At 60.9% G+C, this 16,999-nt stretch carries 12 protein-coding genes; 2 read left to right on the forward strand and 10 right to left on the reverse strand.

Annotated features, from left to right (window positions below; genetic code table 11):
- The 4 genes from hisH to hisG form a co-directional block, all read right to left on the reverse strand.
- On the reverse strand, positions 1–588 hold the full coding sequence (gene hisH / locus Q4S41_RS09530; RefSeq protein WP_305030888.1) for an imidazole glycerol phosphate synthase subunit HisH: 588 nt from the start codon (positions 586–588) through the stop codon (positions 1–3).
- Between the two features lie 73 nt (positions 589–661).
- Positions 662–1,762, reverse strand: coding sequence for a bifunctional histidinol-phosphatase/imidazoleglycerol-phosphate dehydratase HisB (gene hisB / locus Q4S41_RS09535; RefSeq protein ID WP_305030889.1), 1,101 nt, complete (start codon positions 1,760–1,762; stop codon positions 662–664).
- A 47-nt stretch (positions 1,763–1,809) separates the two neighbouring features.
- Positions 1,810–4,236 (reverse strand): histidinol dehydrogenase, encoded by a 2,427-nt coding sequence (gene hisD / locus Q4S41_RS24560; RefSeq protein WP_369811273.1) that lies wholly within the window; start codon positions 4,234–4,236, stop codon positions 1,810–1,812.
- Positions 4,237–4,248: 12 nt separating this feature from the next.
- Complete coding sequence (hisG, locus tag Q4S41_RS09550) at positions 4,249–5,100, reverse strand: ATP phosphoribosyltransferase (protein WP_369811275.1); 852 nt, start codon at positions 5,098–5,100, stop codon at positions 4,249–4,251.
- Here hisG and Q4S41_RS09555 point away from each other — a divergent pair.
- The gene (locus Q4S41_RS09555) at positions 5,099–5,347 is read left to right on the forward strand and encodes a hypothetical protein (RefSeq protein WP_305031297.1); all 249 of its coding nucleotides are present in this window, start codon (positions 5,099–5,101) and stop codon (positions 5,345–5,347) included. The two genes, hisG and Q4S41_RS09555, sit on opposite strands and share 2 nt — an antisense overlap.
- A gap of 192 nt (positions 5,348–5,539) precedes the next feature.
- On the opposite strand, the gene Q4S41_RS09560 is transcribed toward Q4S41_RS09555, so the two are convergent.
- Positions 5,540–7,126: a vitamin K epoxide reductase family protein gene (locus Q4S41_RS09560; RefSeq protein WP_305030890.1), complete on the reverse strand. Its 1,587-nt coding sequence runs from the start codon at positions 7,124–7,126 to the stop codon at positions 5,540–5,542.
- Positions 7,127–7,239: 113 nt separating this feature from the next.
- A complete protein-coding gene (locus Q4S41_RS09565; RefSeq protein ID WP_305031290.1) occupies positions 7,240–8,340 on the reverse strand; it encodes a TlpA disulfide reductase family protein in 1,101 nt (366 codons plus the stop codon).
- 470 nt (positions 8,341–8,810) lie between these two features.
- On the opposite strand from Q4S41_RS09565, the gene Q4S41_RS09570 reads away from it, so the two are divergent.
- A complete protein-coding gene (locus Q4S41_RS09570) occupies positions 8,811–9,974 on the forward strand; it encodes a TlpA disulfide reductase family protein (RefSeq protein WP_305030891.1) in 1,164 nt (387 codons plus the stop codon).
- Positions 9,975–10,118: 144 nt separating this feature from the next.
- On the opposite strand, the gene Q4S41_RS09575 is transcribed toward Q4S41_RS09570, so the two are convergent.
- The 4 genes from Q4S41_RS09575 to Q4S41_RS09590 form a co-directional block, all read right to left on the reverse strand.
- Positions 10,119–10,316, reverse strand: a complete 198-nt coding sequence (locus Q4S41_RS09575) for a hypothetical protein (RefSeq protein WP_305030892.1) — start codon at positions 10,314–10,316, stop codon at positions 10,119–10,121.
- A gap of 221 nt (positions 10,317–10,537) precedes the next feature.
- On the reverse strand, positions 10,538–11,824 hold the full coding sequence (locus tag Q4S41_RS09580) for an HlyD family efflux transporter periplasmic adaptor subunit (protein WP_305030893.1): 1,287 nt from the start codon (positions 11,822–11,824) through the stop codon (positions 10,538–10,540).
- Between the two features lie 46 nt (positions 11,825–11,870).
- Positions 11,871–14,096, reverse strand: a complete 2,226-nt coding sequence (locus tag Q4S41_RS09585; RefSeq protein WP_369811276.1) for a peptidase domain-containing ABC transporter — start codon at positions 14,094–14,096, stop codon at positions 11,871–11,873.
- Between the two features lie 354 nt (positions 14,097–14,450).
- On the reverse strand, positions 14,451–16,994 hold the full coding sequence (locus Q4S41_RS09590) for a TonB-dependent receptor (protein WP_305030895.1): 2,544 nt from the start codon (positions 16,992–16,994) through the stop codon (positions 14,451–14,453).
- Positions 16,995–16,999: the final 5 nt, after the last annotated feature.

The raw sequence follows: 16,999 nt of genomic DNA on the forward strand, positions 1-16,999 counted from the left end.
TTAGAGGGCCAGAAAATTGGCCAGAATGCGGGTGCCAGCCGTGCTGCTTTTCTCGGTATGGAACTGCACACCGTAAAAATTACCGTGCTGCACCGCGGCGCTGAACGGGACGGGATGCGCCGACTGCGCCGTGGTATAGGCCCCAACCGGAGCGTAATAGCTGTGCACAAAGTAAACGTGGTCGGCCTCGGTGAGGCCGGCAAACAGTGGCCCCCGCAATTCCTGCAGGTTGTTCCAGCCCATGTGCGGGACTTTGTGCGCTGCATCGGGCGCAAACCGCCGCACCCGAAACGGCAGCAAACCGAGCATGGCGGTATCGTTTTCCTCGCTGTGTTCGCCCAACAGCTGCATGCCCAGGCAAATGCCGAGGAATGGCTGCGTGAGGCTGGGAAGCACCTTGTCGAGGCCGGCAGCCCGCAGGGCGGCCATGGCCGACGCGGCTTCGCCTTCGCCGGGAAACAACACTTTATCCGCTTTGCGGAGCGTTTCGGGGTCCGACGTCAAGGTTGCGGTTGCTCCCAATCGCTCAAGGGCGAAGAGCACCGATTGCACGTTGCCCCCTTTGTAATCTACGACTGCGATATCCATAACCAATTATTACAACATTTGTACAAATCATCACTCGGTCATTTTTTGACTCATTTGTGAATATTTGCATTCGTTAAAGAATGCCTTTGGTACTAGGAATACTAACCGATTCGTCCCGTTGCAAAGCCATTTTTATGGCTTTGGCAACGGCTTTGAAGATGGCTTCAATTTTGTGGTGCTCATTATCGCCCTGGCAGGAGATATTCAGAGTTGCCCGAGCATTGTCGGTGAAGGACTTGAAAAAATGGAAAAACAATTCGGTGGGCAAATCACCAACCCGCTCACGTCGAAAATCAGCCTCCCATACCAGCCACGGCCGGCCCGAAAAATCGATGGCTGCCTGGGCCAGGGCCTCGTCCATGGGCAGGAGAAAGCCGTAGCGCGCAAGGCCGCGCTTATCGCCAAGGGCTTGGGCGAAGGCAGTTCCTAGCGCCAATGCCGTGTCTTCAACGGTGTGATGCTCGTCAATGTGCAAGTCACCCTTTACACTTATGGATAAATCAACTCCGCTGTGACGCCCGAGTTGTTCCAGCATGTGGTCGAAAAAACCCAATCCGGTTTTGATGGCGGTTTGGCCGGTGCCGTCGAGGTTTAACCGAACGGAAATCTGGGTTTCGTTGGTGTTGCGCTCGATGACGGCCACCCGGGCCGGGTAGCGCAGGAAGTGGTAGATGGCATCCCAGCTGGTGGTGGTGAGGGCGGCGCGGGGGTCGGGCTCCTCTCCTATCAAAATGGACTGAGCGCCGAGATTCACAGCCAGCTCCACATCCGTCAGGCGGTCGCCGATGACGTAGGAATTGGCCAAGTCGTATTCGTTGGCGGGGTCGAGGTAACGGCCCAGCAGGCCCAGGCCGGGCTTGCGCGTGGGCAGGCCTTGATGCGGAAAGCTGCGGTCGATGTGCTCGGCGGCAAAGTGAATGCCCTCGCCCGCCATGATTTCCTGCATGAGCCGGTGGGCGGGCCAAAATGCTTCTTCCGGAAAGCTTTCGGTGCCTAGGCCGTCTTGGTTGGTTACCAGTACCAGCTCGTACTCGGGCAAATCGCGGGCAATGCGCGCCAAACCGCTGATGCAGCCGGGCAGGAACGCAAATTTTTCGAGGCTATCGACTTGCTGGCTGGGCTGCGGCTCAATCAAAATGGTGCCGTCGCGGTCGATGAACAGGGCCTTTTTCAATTCAAATGGTGGGTTAACGTGGGGAAGCTTTTTATACTACAAGGCATTTATCGCACAACCGCGGCATCAGAAACAAACGTTTTGCCAGCGCCCACTTCGCGGAGTGCCTGGAGCAAGCTGGCATTTTCAGCCGCCGTACCGACCGTGAGGCGCAGACAGCCCGCACAGCCCGGTTGAGTAGTCCGGTTGCGGACGACAATGCCCCGGGCGCGCAGCTGGTCATAGACTGCCGTGGCATCCACGTTGAAGCGCACGAGCAGAAAGTTGGCGTCCGATGGAAAAACGTGCTCAACGATGGGCAAAGCGGGCAGTTGCTCCGCCAGAAGCGCCCGGCCGCGTAGTAATTCTGCCTGCATCACGGGCAGCTGGGGTGCAGCCGTCAGAGCGGCCAGCGCATGCTGCTGCGTAGCGGCCGAAATATTGTAGGGCGGTTTAATTTTATTGAGGTAGCCGATGAGCGTCGGCGAAGCATAGGCGACGCCCAGGCGCAGCCCGGCAAGGCCCCAGGCTTTGGAGAACGTCTGGAGCACCACGAGGCGCGGGAATTCGGCCAGGCGAGTGGTCCAGCTGGGGCCGGTAGCGAAGTCGGCGTAGGCTTCATCGACCACAACCAAGCCGTTGAAATTGCGCAGGATGCTTTCCAGCGCATCCTGCGCCAGTAAATTTCCGGTCGGATTATTTGGGGAGCACAGAAAAACCAGCTTGGCCTTCGACTCTTTCAGCACATTAGCCGCGTTGGCAGGCAGTTGAAAATCGGGCGTGAGCGGCAGGCGCTCAACGCGCACATCGTTCAGGTTGGCCGCCACCTCGTACATACCGTAGGTGGGCGGGCATACCACTATGCTGTCCTGGCCCGGCGTGCAGGTGAGGCGCACCAGCAGGTCGATGGCTTCATCAGACCCGTTGCCAAGGAAAATATTGTCCGGCGTTAGGCCTTTCAGTTGCGCCAACTCTGCCTTGATGGCGCGCTGGTGCGGGTCGGGGTAACGGCTGAAATCGTCGGGACCAACGGACCCCAGGCTATTTTCATTGGCGTCCAGCATCACCGGTGCCATGCCTTCAAATTCATCGCGGGCAGAAGAATAGGGCTGCATCCGCTCTACACTTGGCCGAATAAGGCCGGCGTAAACATCGACGGAAGCGGCTGCAGCACTGCGGCTGGTTGCGGGTTCCGTTGCCTCAACGGCCGGCAATGCCGCCAGCCGCAGGCTCACGGCCCGGGCGTGCGCAGCGAGTCCTTCGGCTTCGGCCATGGTTTCCACCACCGGGGCCAGGGCCTGCAATCCGGGCAGCGTGAGGCGCTGGAACGTGATTTTTTTTACAAACGAATCGAGCGACACGCCGCTGTACTGGCGGGCATAGCCGCCGGTGGGCAGGGTGTGGTTGGTACCCGAGGCGTAGTCGCCCACGGCTTCGGGCGTGAGGTGGCCCAGGAAGACCGAACCCGCATTGGTGACCTCAGCGGCTAGCGCGTCGGCATCATCGGTGGCGAGGATGAGGTGCTCGGGAGCGTACTGGTTGGAGAAAGCCAGCATGGTGCTGGCCTCGGCCAACAGAATGGCCCGGCTGTTGTCCAGCGCCTGCGCAGCCACCACCCGACGCGGCAACTCGGCCAACTGGCGGTCAAGCTCTATTTGTACCTGCGCTATTGTGCTTTGCGAAGTGCTAAGCAGCAGCACTTGTGAATCGGGCCCGTGCTCCGCTTGTGAGAGCAAATCGGCCGCCACAAAGGCGGGGTTTGCGCTGTCGTCCGCGATAATAAGTACTTCGGACGGCCCGGCGGGCATATCGATGGCCACGTTGTGCTCCGCGGCGGCCAGTTGCTTGGCGGCCGTGACGTACCGGTTGCCGGGCCCAAAAATTTTGTCAACGGCCGGCACGCTGGCAGTACCCAGCGCCAGGGCCGCCACCGCCTGCGCCCCGCCGGCTTTTACGACGCTACCGATGCCCAGCAGCTGGGCTACGAAAAGAATCACCGGGCTCACTGTACCATCGGCCTGGGGCGGCGTGCACACCACAATTTCGGGACAGCCGGCCAGGCGGGCGGGTACCCCCAACATGAGCAGGGTGCTGAACAGCGGCGCGGAGCCCCCCGGCACGTAGAGGCCCACGCGCTGCACGGGCACCGCCCGCCGGGCGCAAAATACGCCGGGCATGGTCTCAACCCGCAGCTCCGGCTCGCGCTGGGCGGCGTGGAAAGTTTCGATATTGGTCTTGGCTTGGCGGATGGCGGCTTGCAGCGCGGCCGGCACCTGGCGGGCCGCGGCCGCAAATTCGGCTTCCGAAACCCGCAGGCTGGTTAATTGCGCGTGGTCGAGCTGTAAGGCCAGCGATAGCAGGGCGTCATCACCACCGGCTTGCACCTGGGCGAAGATGTCGCGCACCCGCGCAGCCACCTGCGGCGCCTCGGCAGCCGCGGGCCGCTGCTGCAGCGCGGGCCAGGTGCTGGGGTCGGGATAGGAATAGACTTGCATGGCGGGTCAGGGCTAGGCAATCATCTTTTCAATGGGGAGCACCAGAATTCCTTCGGCACCCACGGCTTTGAGCTGGCTGGTGATGTGCCAGAACTCGTCTTCCTGCACCACCGACTGCACCGACACCCAGCCGGCCTCGGCCAGCGGCGTGACGGTGGGCGACTTGATGCCGGGCAGCAAACGCCGCACCTCGTCGAGGGCCGCAATCGGGGCATTCAGCAAAATGTACTTGCTGCGCTTGGCGCGGCGCACGGCTTGCATGCGGAAGCGCAATTGTTCCAGCAGTTCGGTTTGCTCAGGGGTAAGGTTGGGCTGGGCGATGAGCACGGCTTCGGAGCGAAACACGGTTTCGACCTCGCGCAGGCCGTTGCCCAGCAAGGTCGAACCGCTGCTCACGATGTCGCAAATGGCCTCGGCCAAGCCAATGCTGGGCGCAATTTCGACCGAGCCGCTAATGGTGTGCAGGTTGGCCTGCACGCCGAATCCGGCCAGGTAGCGGCCCAGAATGGTGGGGTACGACGTCGCAATGTTTTTGCCTTGCAGTGACTCCACCGAGCCGTAGGCATCGGCCCGGGGCACGGCCAGGCTCAGCCGGCATTTGCTGAAGCCCAGGGCTTCGACTTCGAGGTCGGGGAAGCCGGCTTCGACCAGCACGTTCTGGCCCACGATGCCGAGGTCGGCCACGCCGTCCTGCACGTAGCCGGGAATGTCATCGTCGCGCAGGAACAGGATTTCGAGCGGGAAATTGGTGGCTTCGGTCTTGAGCTTGTAGGAGCTGCTGATGAAGTTGATGCCGCATTCGCGGATGAGCGTGAGGGAATCCTCGCTCAGGCGACCGGACTTCTGAATGGCTAAACGGAGCATGAATAGAATAAGAAACGGGAGGCAGCGCCCACAAGGCCCGCGCAAGCACTACTACGGCACAACGGGCCGAAAGGCAGAAATTCCCGCAAAAAAGGAAGAAAACAGCCCGGCGTACATCACCCCAGGCACGGCGGTGGAGGCGCGGGCGGCCGGTGCTAAGCTAGCACCCGGCGCACAGCCCGGCCCCCCACAGATGGTGGTGGTGGCCCTGAACCCCGTGCACAGCCGCCCCGGCCACCGCGGGTAGCGCAACTGAGAAACAGGGAGAGGCAAATGCGTTCATTGTGGGGCAAAGGTACGGCCATTTGCCAAACTGGCAAGTTATGAACGAGAAGGCACCGGGCCAGGTTCGGAGCTAAACAAAACCCGGACTGGGGCGCCGGCGCCCGGCCAGCCGCAAATCCGGCCCCGGCGTTGTTCAGCAGAGAATGGGCTTGGGCTAATTAACAAAATAGCGTAAGTCCTTCAGGGCGTAGTTCTGCGGAAGCTTGCGGTTGTTCACAAATGCCATTGGCGTGTGGGTAATATTGGCGGCGATAGACCAAGCCACCGCGTTTTCCAGTAGCTGCGGAAGGTGCGGCCGATGCTCGGCAAGGCCAGGGTAACGAACAAGGAAAGCTTCCATGTCCATGGTTTCGTACCAAAACGCCAAGGCATCCGTGAAATCCTGTTTGCTCAAGCGCCGGTAAAGCTCCATGAAACAGAGAATAGCCTGGTTTTTCGCTTCCCCTTCGTACACACTAAAGGTGGAGAATCGCAGCGAAACCCGAATTTTACTACCTGCATCATCCAGCAGTTGCACCAGTTCCGTAACCATTGCCGCGCACGGAGCGCAGTAAGGACTGAGCACCAGCACAAGGTGCAAGGCGGCCTCCGGGGTACCGAGTACCACTTCAGGAGCCCCCGCGGGGGTGGGAAGCATGGAAGGGCTGGCCGCCAGCAGCGCCTGAAAAACCGTGGGATTATTTTTGAGCCGTGCATAGCGGGCCCTGTAGGTGCGTCCTGCAACTCGCGTTTCCTGGAATTCCTGGAGGTACGACCAGATGCTGGCCGCCCCAATCAGCGCCCCCACCACGACGACCACCGGCAGGACCTGAATTTCCCCCAGCGCCAGGCTTTGGCCGGCCAGCAGAAAGATGACAACATCGAGCAGGAGCACGGCCATGACGCCCAGGCAGAGCACGCACCACTTCCTGACCACCGCTGCCTGGTAATAGACGGAGAAGAAAACCACCACCACGCTGGCCAGCGACAGCCCTTTCAGCACCGTGGCAACTTCGGTGGCACGGCCCAGGCCCAAACCGGCGAGCAGGGCCAGCCCGGCGCCGCTAAAATAAACCATGCCAATGTCGGACAGCCCAATAAAGCCGAAGAGCTGCGCCGCCGAAGAGTGCAACACTTCCTTGCAACTGGTTTTGGCGGAGGCCTCACACAGCGAATTTAACGTCGTGGAGTCGTGCGCAAGGCTTTTAACCAGAAGCCCGCAGAGCACCATTCCGAGCAGCTTGGTAACTAATAATGAGGCGAGCAACGCACTGCCCAGGCCGGCGCCGGCCACCACCAACGCACTGGCCACCACCAGGCCCAGGGCCGGCAAGCGCAGCCGCCGGAGGTGTTCGGCGCGGCGCCGGGCCAGAAAATCGGGTTCTCGGACCCGCCCGGCGGCCGAAACCAACACGCTGATGCCGCTCCAGCGGCTCACAAAGGCTTCGGTCGTATCGCGCGCCGGCCGGGTGTGAAAATAACTGACCTGATGGGGCTCAATTTTGGTCACGACCACCAGCTGGTTGTCTTTCAGATGCGCGATGAAAGGGGGCCGCGCCTGGCTGAGCTCCGCCGACGTTAAGCGCACGGGGGAATTTTCAATTTTCCAGTGCGACAAGCTGTCGGTTACGGCGAACAGACTGGGGTAATCCGGGTGGTGCTGGAGGGTGGTGGCAATGGAGGTGCGGCTGACGGAGGCATTGATTTCCTTAAGGAGCACCTCCACAACGTCAATTAGGGAATCTGAGGGTAGCGCGGGCATACGGGATAGAACGGGGAAAGAAACAGGTGCGGGGGAATAGACGGCGGGTTGCCGGGGAACCAGCGGGCCGGGGCGCCCCGTGGGGCAGGCACTGGGGAAGCAGGCGCGAAAGCTCAGCGAAGCAGCCGCTGCAACGCTGCCAGGAGCGCATCGCCGTACAGGTTCACGCCCTGGATGATACCGGAGGGCCCAACCAGGAAATTTTGGGGTACCCCCTCCAAATGGTAGCGGGCCCACGCCTGCTGCCCGGGATTGGCGGAGTCGAGCAAATGCACGCCCGGCGGGTGGTCAGCCGCCACCGCACGGGCCCATTTGTCGCGTTCCTCGGGCATGTCGATGGACACATTGATGATGTCAAACCCTTTTTTTTGGAAGGCCGCGTACGCCTTAGCCCGGGCCGCGTTGTGGGCCCGACAGTCTGTGCACCAGGAAGCGCCAAACTCCAGCAACACGGTTTTGCCCGCGTAGTCGGCGAGTGACACGAGGCGACCCGCCGGGTCTGCCAGGACAAATTCCGGCGCCAGCGACCCCACGCGCGGCGCGTCGGACCCGGCCGCTTTGCCCGCCAAGGCCCGCGCCGGGCCACTAAGTTGGAGCTGCGGCGACAAAGCGCGCAGCAGCGCCACCACCGAATCCCGGTCGCCGCGGGTGTTGCTCATCAGCGTCAACTGGTCCAGACTCACCGGCGAATTGCGATGCGTTCGGATGAAGGCCGCCTGCGTTTGCACCCGCGCCGCGCTTATGGCGGCCTGCTGGGCCGCCCGCCGCTGCTGGAATTCCGGCAGCCGCCGCTTTTCCGAGGCCGTGCGGTCAAACTCCTGCTCCATCGCGTCCACCAGCTTTTTCACCGGCGCCAGCGCTGCCTGCAGGGCCAGCCAATCATCGGTGAGCGGCGAACCGGTAATGGTCGCGGTACTCAACGAATCGGGGCTGGCCACCGTGATGGTGGCCGCTTCCAGGTAGAACCCCTGCGCTGTTCCCCGCGCCGGGTACGGCGGCGGGTTGGGACCGGGGCGCCGGCCTTTGGGATTGAAGATGAGCAAGGCTTTTTGCGGCCGGCTCACGGTGCCCGCGAAAGCAAACCGGCCCCGGTCCAGGATAGCCGTACTGGCAATGCTGTCGCCGTAAAACAAACTGACAGACGCCGGAGCGCTCAACCGCGCGTTCAACCGGCCCTGTATCTGATACGCAGAGCCAGCCTGGGCACACGCCACACCGGGCCCGCCAAGGGCGAGCAACAACCAAAAGCGAAACGTCAAAGCAGTAGATTTTTGGCTGAGCGGCGGGCAGCCCAGCGCAGGCTGGAAAGGAAATATACCTGGGGGACTTGGCGGGGCGAAAGCACGCCACCGGTACCACCAGGCAGAGCAAGCAAAGTTAATCGAGTTTTTGACTTACCCGATTATTCAAAAATTCCCAAAACACGTTCAGATTCAAACCAGTCCTTTTCCAACGCAGTCAACCCACTCCGGGCCCCTTTTTCAGGAAGCGATTGAGTGAAACGAGCCGGACCGGGCCATCCCCGACTTGCTGAAAAAGGCGGAGGGACATTAGGCGGGTTTTGCGCTTGGCAAGGGATTATATTCGCGGCTTCCGCACCACGCAGCGCCCCAAAGCCGCCTATCGCGACCGTCGGCGTGCGGCTGGGCAGCAAAAATTATCCTCACCTCTACCCTCACCATTTATGAATACCCCTTCCCGTTTCCTCCGCGCCAGCCTTGCCTGGCTGCCGGTGTTTCTCCTGGCCCCACTGCTCGGCGTGGCCCAAACCCGCGAATCATATATCATCCGGGGGCAGCTGGACCCGCGCCTGCAAGCCCCGGCGAAAGTGTATTTATTCAATGACCAAGGACTTGCCGATTCTACCGTGGTGCAGCACGGCGCGTTTGAGTTTCGGGGCACAGCCGAACGGCAGAAGGGATTGCTGCTGCTGGGCCGCCGGGGCGTGAACGAGGGCTTTACCGGCCCCGTTGCGCCAGAGACGAAAGGCGGCTTTTACCTGGAGAAAGGCGTGCTCACCGTCAGCAGCCCCGATTCGCTCAAGAATGCCCGGCTGGTGGGCGGCCCGCTCACCACCGAATGGCAACTTTTTGAGACGGCGCAAAGCGGGGTAATCAGCCAGCTGAAAAAGCTGAGCGCCGAATACGCCGCCGCTTCGCCGGCGTTGCGCCAGTCGCCGGCCTTCAAACTGGACCGCGAACAGCGGAAGGCGCGCATCAACCGGCAACGCCTGCAGCTCGATTCCGCCTTCATCAAGGGCCATCCGGCGTCGCTGTTCAGCCTGGACCGGCTGGCGCTGATGAGCAACACCAAGGCCGACGCGGGCCTGGTCGGCTCCTTGCTCGCCACGTTGGACCCGGCGTTGCGCGATAGTCCGAAGGGCAAAAAAATCAGCCAGAAGCTGGTTGCCGAGGAGCCCACCCTGACTGTGGGAATGACAGCGCCTGATTTTTCGTTGCCCGGCATCAGCGGCCAGCCGGTGTCGTTGCGGGCCTACCGGGGCAAATACGTGTTGGTGGATTTCTGGGCCAGCTGGTGCGGGCCTTGCCGGGCCGAAAACCCCAACGTGCTGGCTGTCTACAATGCCTTTAAAGAGCGTGGGTTTGACGTACTCAGCGTTTCGATTGACGCGGCGGAAGCACGGGCCAAGTGGACCAAAGCAGTGCAGGACGACCACCTCCCGTGGGCACAGGTGCTGGACCAGGGCCGCGGCCCCGGGCAGGTAGCGGCGCTCTACCACGTGCAAGCCATCCCCCAAAACTTCCTGGTCGACCCGAGCGGCAAAATTGTGGCCCTGAACCTGCGCGGCAACGAGCTAAAGCGCGCCGTGGCCCGCATCTTCCAATAAAATAACCAACCGTTTCGGGCCACTGCCCAGCCGAGCAACGCCCAAAAAAACGCCTGCTTCCGGAAGAAAGCAGGCGCTGTACGAATGTAAACCAACAAGCGCGCAGACCACCGTCGGTTGGACATTTATTCTTTTACGCGTGATTTAGTCGCCCGTGCAACGGATGACGCCGCCGCCGCAAGCCGTAGCGGCGCAGGCGCCGCTTTGCTCGCCCGACTGCGAGCCATCGCTGCAATGCCACCCCGTGTAGCACTGGGGGTCGGCGAGCAGGCCGCCAACGGTGTTTTTCAATTCGTCTTTCGTCAGGGCTTTGCCCAGGGTAGTAGAAAATGTTTGATTCATGGTGGAGAATGAAATGCGTTAAATGATGTGGAAGGAAAACGTGGTCTGCCGTTCAGCAAAGCAACCATGGGCCGGTGTAGAGCCGGTTGCTTGGATGACAGGTGAAATGTACGGGTATTTTTTTAAATTCCTAATCTCCGTTGCCACCAGTTACAGGGCCGCCGCAAACGGTTGCGGCGCGGGTGCCGCTTTGAGGGAAATTATGGGCAAAATCCGGCTTCTTACCGGAAAATTTGAATGAGCGGCTCGTATAACCTTTGCAACAGGGTTTCGTCGGCCGTAATAATCTCGGCGTCGGCCGTCATGCCGTGTTTGAGCCGAATCAGGGAAGCATTGCCGGTGCGGGCCGCGGGCAGGATGACTGCCCGCGCCTCGAACGTGCCGTCTTTGTTGGGCACATTGGCCAGCGATTCTATCTTTCCCTCCAGCAGGCCAAACCGCTCGTAGGGGTAGCTCGCCAGCTTCACCAGAATGCGCTGCCCCACCTCCACCTTGCCCAGGTTGAACTGCGGAATGCTCATCTCCCCGTAATAAGTAGCGGAGCCGGGGTCGACATAAAACACTTCGGTGTCGGCGGGCACGAATTGGTTTTCCTGAATCATGCTGCTGTAAAAGGTAACGCCCCCGCTTGGAGCGCGCAGAATGTATTTGTTGCACCAAGCCTCGGCTTCGCTCAGCAGGGTATTTAGGGACTGGAGGTAGTTGAGCCGCTCTTCCCGCACCTGATTTTCAATTTCCAGAATTTCCCGTTCCTTGAGCAGCGCGGACGCCTCGTTTTGCAGCAGCGCGCCCGTGGCCTGCTGCAACGGATACTCTTTCGCCAAGAGCTTGCTTTCCATGGTTTTCAATTCGACCGCCGCTTCGACCTTTTGGTCTACCAACAGCTTTTTGGTGGCATATTCATCCCGAACGATGGTGTAATCCTTGTTCAGCAGCTGTTTCTGCTGGAGCACCTGGGCTTTTTGCAACCGGATGTTGTGCAGGTCTTTTTGCAGAAACTGCTTTTTCTTCTGAAAAAAGCCGTCTTGCATCGACGCGCTGTAGGCTAGATAGGCCTGGTGAAACTGCTGGTAGGCCCCCTGCAGCTCGCCCAGGTGGGCACCGGAGGACGCCCGCAGCTTCCCGGGCAAGGCGTGAGGGCCGGCAAGCAGGCCTTGCTGAATGCGTTGCAATTCCTTCACGAGCGCCAGCACTTCCCCGTGGTTGGCGGTACTTTCCAGGTACGCCAACGGCTGATTGGCAGAAACCCGCTCCCGGTCCCGCACCAGCAGCCTCACCAGCGTGCCGGCGGTTTTGGCCACCACGGGCTTGGGGGAGTTATGAGCCACCAGCGTCAGGCTGGTTTTGATGACTTCGGGGAACCGAATGGCGTAGGCAATGCCCAAAATGGCCACCAGCAGGACGATTAGCAGCGTGATGCCCCACCGGATAATCCAGCGGGGGGGCGTGGTGATGATGTAGTTCAGCTCCTCGGAGCGGGTAGCAGCAGGGGGCGTTTCAGGAGCCATGGCCGGGAAAAGGTAGAGCGTTGCCGATGGGGAAGCGGCGCAGGCGTCAGGCGCCCAGCTCCAGCTGGTTTTTAACCAATTCGTAGTATTTGCCTTTCATGCCGGTCAGTTCCTGGTGCGTGCCCTGCTCCACGATACGCCCCCGGTCGAGCACGATAATGTTATCGGCATTGCTGACCGTGCTGAGGCGGTGGGCCACCACCACCACCGTCCGGCCCTCAAGGAACGAGCTCATGTTGCTCATGATGATGTTTTCGTTGGTCGAGTCCAGGGCGTTGGTGGCTTCGTCGAGGAACAGGTACTGCGGATTCTTGTACACCGCCCGGGCAATGAGGATGCGTTGGCGTTGGCCCTGGCTGATGCCGTTGCCCTCGGCCCCAATCCTGGTGTTGTACTTCTGGGGCATGGCCTCAATAAATCCCTCTATGTTGGCCACTTTGGCGGCGTAGGCGAGGCGGGCGCGGTCAGGCGCCTCGTCGCCCACGGAAATATTGTTGCCGATGGTATCCGAAAAAATAAATCCGTCCTGCATCACCGTGCCGCACTGGCTGCGCCAGTTTTTGTGGCTGATGCGGGACAGGGGCACGTCGCCCACCGTGATGCGGCCCTCCTCGGGCTCGTAAAAGCGCAGCAGCAGCTTCAGCAGGGTGGTTTTGCCGCTGCCGCTCATGCCCACGATGGCGGTGGTTCTGCCTTCGGGAATGGCCAGCGACACGTTTTTCAGCACCGGGTCATTGCCGGCCCCGGGGTAGCGAAAGGTGGTTTCGTCGAAGCGGATGCTACGGCTCAGGGGCAAGTCCTCGTAGGGATAGGCCGGAGTGCCCTCCTCGTCCGGGATGCGGTGCACTTCGTCGAGGCGCTCCAGGCTGATTTTAGCGTCCTGGTAAACCTGGGAAAAATGGATGAACTGCTCGATGGGGCTGTTCATTTGGCCCACCACGTACTGCACCGCCATCATGGCCCCCAGCGTCATGTCCCCGTTGATAACGGCTTGGGCGCTGAGGAAGGTGATGAGGATGTTTTTGCCCTGGTTGATGAACTGTCCGCCGGCCAGTTGATACTGACTGAGCGATAAACTACTGGCATTGAACCGAAAAAGCCGGGCCTGGATGCCTTCCCACTGCCAGCGCTTTTGCTGCTCGCAGTTGCTCAGCTTTATTTCCTGCATGCCGTTGATGAGCTGAATGAGGCTGCTCTGCCCCTCTGCCGCAATGGCAAACTGCTTGTAATCCAACTGCCGCCGCTTGCGAATGAAGAGCAGCACCCAGCCCAGGTAGAGCGCGCTGCTGAGCAGGAAAACCGCGAAAATCAGCAGCCGGTAATAGGCCAGCACCGCCCCAAAAATCACCAGGTTGAACAGGGAAAACAGCCCATTCAGGGTCGAGCCCGTCAGAAAGGTTTCGATGCGGCGCTGGTCGTTCATGCGCTGCATAATGTCGCCCGTCATCCGGTTATCAAAAAAGCTCACCGGCAAGCGCATGAGCTTGCTCAGAAAATCCGTGAGAACGGAAAAATTGACCCGGCTGCTGATGTGCAGCAGTATCCAGGAGCGGAGAAACTCCACGCTGGTGCTGCCGACAAAAAGCAGGAGCTGCGCAATCAGAATAACGTAGACGAATTTGAGGTTCTTGGTGTTGATGCCCACATCCACCAATCCCTGGGTCAAAAACGGCGTGATGAGCTGCATGAGCGAGGCAGCGGCGAGGCCAAACACCAGCTGCGCAATCAGCTGCTTGTACTTGAACAGGTAGCGAAAGATGTACGTCCAGTTCAGCGTCGTTTCGGCTTCCTCAAGGTGGTCCTCGAAAGCGGGCGTGGTACTCAGGGCCAGGGCAATGCCGGCCTTGATGTTGGGATGGGGCAGCCAGTTGCGCTCAAACTCCTGCTTGCGGTAGCTCATCAGGGATTTGCTGGGGTCGGCCAAATAGTACGTGCCCTTGCGGATTTTATAAAGCACGACAAAATGGTTTTGCGTCCAGTGCAGAATGCAGGGCAGCTGCAGCTGGTCCAGCTCGTCCACCGTCAGGCGCACCCCCACCGAGTGAAAGCCGATATTTTCAGCGGCCTCGCTGAGCCCCAGCAAGGAGACTCCATCTTTGCTGATACGGCACAACTCCCGCATTCTTTGCGCGGAATACGCTTTGCCGTAGTGTTTTGCAATCATGCGGAGGCAAGCCGGGCCGCAGTCCATTTGGTCGTGTTGGCGGTAGAGAACAAAAGCCAAAGTTGTGACGGATAGAAAGGTGAACAGACAGAGTGGGCCCCCGAGCAAGCGTCGGGGGGGTTGCCAACACGAAGCAGCGGTTTGCGGCTTCGCGTGAAGTGGCTGGCTAAACCAAGGGAAATTTCGGAGTTTTACTGATTATCGGATGAAATGGAAAGCAGCAAAGGGCATTGGCTGCCTAAAAATTACCGCTGTAAGATAATAGTGTGGGGTTTTAAAACCGCCCCGCTTTCCAAAAGCTCATTTGTCCCCCCTCAACACGGCGAATAGCACCGACTGGCCCTGTCAACCCAAACGCCAACACGAACCCAACGGGGTAAGCTCCGATTAGGCGAGTTTTGCGTAAACCCCTGCGTTGAACCATGGCCCAGCCTTGGTTCAACGCAGGGGTTGCCACCGGGCTCAAAACCGGGCAATCAGCCGCAGATTCACCACGCGCTGCGAGAGGTAGCTGGGCACGGCGTAGGTCCGGCCGTTCACGTCCTGCAGGTAGCTGTAGCCGGCCACATTGTTGGCGGCCAGCACGTTGAGAATTTCCAGGCCCAGCCACAAGCTTTCGAAGCTGTAGAAGTGCGGCTTCGGGGCGTTGATGTTTTTCAGGCCGATGACTTTGGAGAAGCCCAAATCGACGCGCTTGTAGCTGCGCACCAGGTCGGCGGTGCCGCGCAGGTCGGGCTGGTTGGGTGGGCTGAAGGGCAGGCCGGTGCCAAACACCAGGTTCACGTAGCCGCGCACCGAAGGGTTGTTGGGCAGGTGGTCCTGGAAAAAAACGCCGAGGTTCAGGCGCTGGTCCTGCGGGCGGCGGATGTAGCCCTTGGGCTCCCGGCCGGTTTTGTTGCCATTGGCGTCGAAGACGTTGATGGAATCGTCGGCCACGTTTTCGCGCGTGGTGAGCACGCCGAGGCTGAACCACGACTCGGCCCCTTTCACAAACTCGCCGCTCAGGCGGGTATCGAAGCCGGCCACGTAGGCGCGGGCGTTGTTTTTAGCGAAATAGCGCAGCCGCACGTTGTCCACGTCGTAGGGCACCACGTCGGTGAGGTACTTGTAGTAGGCTTCGGCCGAAAGCTTAAACGGCCGGCCGTACTGCTTGAAATTGATTTCCTCGCCCACGATGAAGTGATAGGACTTCTGGGCCCGCAGCTCGGGGTTCAGGTAGGCCTGCTGCACGCCTTGGCTGATGGTGGTCTGGTCGCGCAGCTCGCGGTAGAACGGCGGCTGATAATACACGCCCACGGCCGCTTTGAAGGAACGGTTGGGGTGCTGGCGGCTGATTTGCGAAAACTGCACCCGCGGGCTGATGACCAGCTGGCCGTTGGTGCTCCAGTAGTGGGCCCGGGCGCCGTAGGTGAGCGTGCGCAGCGAATCGAACGCCCAGGTATCCTGCACGAAGCCCTGGGTGCGGGTGCTGAGCAAGCTCAAATCGGAGCGCAGGCGCAGGCGGCGCGCGTCGGGCACGAAGTCGGCCGAATCGGCAAAGCTGTACTCGTCGAGCGTGTCGGATATTTTCTCGCGGCCGATTTTGGCGCCCCAGCGCACGGTGTGGGCGTCGGCGGGCGTCCAGCGGCCGCGGGTTTCGGCGGTGAAGATGCGGGCCGTGAGGAAATTGCGCGAGTGCCGAAACTCCGAGCCAATGTTGCGCTCCCGCACCGTTTGGTTGAAATCGCGCGAGGTGGGGTCGCGGTTGATGTCGGCAAACCGGTAGGCGGCTTCTACGTCGCGAAACTCGAATTCGCGCGAAATAAGGGCCGAGCCCAGCAGTTCCATTTGCAGGCGCGACGAGAAGTCGTGCTTCAGGTTGAAACCGCTCTGGTAGGTGTCGAACTGCATGCGCTCCCGGCCGTCGTAGGCGATGAAAACGCGGGTGAACTGGTTGGTGTTGGTGGAAAAGGTGGCCTGCCCGGTTTCGGGCGAAAAGCGGTAGTCGTTGTGCGCAATCACGCCCAGCAGGCCCAGCGAGGTGCGCTGCATGTCTTCTTTCTTACCCAGACCGATGTTTACATACGCCTGCGCATCGTAAAACGTGGGGTTGTAACCGCCCTGCTGCTGCTTGAGCGAACTCAGCACGTACTGCGCATTTTTGTAGCGCACGCCGGCCAGGTAGCTCACCCGGCCATTGGCCGAACGGGCTTCGGCGTGGGCCGCGCCGCCCACCAGACTGGCCGTGAGCGAGGCCGCGAATTTCTCCGGCGTCTTATAGTCCACGCTCAGCACCGAAGCCAGCTTGTCGCCGTACTTGGGCTGCCAGCCGCCGCTGCTGAACTCCACCTGCTTCACCAGGTCGGCATTCACGAAGCTCAGGCCCTCCTGCTGCGCTGAGGTGACGAGAAACGGCCGGTAAATCTCGAAGCCGTTGACGTACACCAGGTTCTCGTCGTAGTTGCCGCCGCGCACGTTGTAGGTGCTGCTGAGCTCGTTGTTGGACTGCACGCCGGGCAGCGTCTTCAGAATGGCGTTGAAATCGCCAAACGGCGAGGGAATCTCCTTCGCGGCGCGCGGGTCGATGCGCGTGATGCTCACCTGCTCGCGGGTGTCGGCCTGGTCGGAGCGGGCCGTCACCCGCACGTTGCTCAGGGCCTTGGTGTCGAGGCGCATGGTGAGGGCCAGCGGCTTGCCGGCGTCGGCCGGCAGGCGCAGCGGAATGCGCAGGGGCAGATACCCCAGCCGGCGCACCACGAGCACGGCCGTCTGGCCGGCCGCTGGCACCCGCACCGACAACGAAAATACGCCTTCAGCCGACGTATTGGCCCCGCCGGGCTGGCCCTCCACTCCTACCGAGGCCAGTTCCAGCGGCTGGCCGTTGGCATCGCGCAGCGTGCCGGTGAGGGTGATAACACCAGCCTGGGCCGGCGGGGAAGGCGCAGGAGTTTGCGCCTGAAGGCCGGGCGCAGCCAGCAGCAGCACGAGGCAGCAAGCCGTCGCCGGGGCAGTAAGAAAAGGCCTCATGGGCG

It is taken from the genome of Hymenobacter convexus, from assembly GCF_030580955.1.
Taxonomy (GTDB): Bacteria; Bacteroidota; Bacteroidia; order Cytophagales; family Hymenobacteraceae; genus Hymenobacter.

Coding starts and splice junctions, on each gene's coding strand:
- hisH (WP_305030888.1), bottom strand. CDS start 588: ATGGATATCGCAGTCGTAGATTACAAAGGGGGCAACGTGCAATCGGTG.
- hisD (WP_369811273.1), bottom strand. CDS start 4,236: ATGCAAGTCTATTCCTATCCCGACCCCAGCACCTGGCCCGCGCTGCAG.
- Q4S41_RS09555 (WP_305031297.1), top strand. CDS start 5,099: ATGAATAGAATAAGAAACGGGAGGCAGCGCCCACAAGGCCCGCGCAAG.
- hisG (WP_369811275.1), bottom strand. CDS start 5,100: ATGCTCCGTTTAGCCATTCAGAAGTCCGGTCGCCTGAGCGAGGATTCC.
- Q4S41_RS09560 (WP_305030890.1), bottom strand. CDS start 7,126: ATGCCCGCGCTACCCTCAGATTCCCTAATTGACGTTGTGGAGGTGCTC.
- Q4S41_RS09570 (WP_305030891.1), top strand. CDS start 8,811: ATGAATACCCCTTCCCGTTTCCTCCGCGCCAGCCTTGCCTGGCTGCCG.
- Q4S41_RS09575 (WP_305030892.1), bottom strand. CDS start 10,316: ATGAATCAAACATTTTCTACTACCCTGGGCAAAGCCCTGACGAAAGAC.
- Q4S41_RS09580 (WP_305030893.1), bottom strand. CDS start 11,824: ATGGCTCCTGAAACGCCCCCTGCTGCTACCCGCTCCGAGGAGCTGAAC.
- Q4S41_RS09590 (WP_305030895.1), bottom strand. CDS start 16,994: ATGAGGCCTTTTCTTACTGCCCCGGCGACGGCTTGCTGCCTCGTGCTG.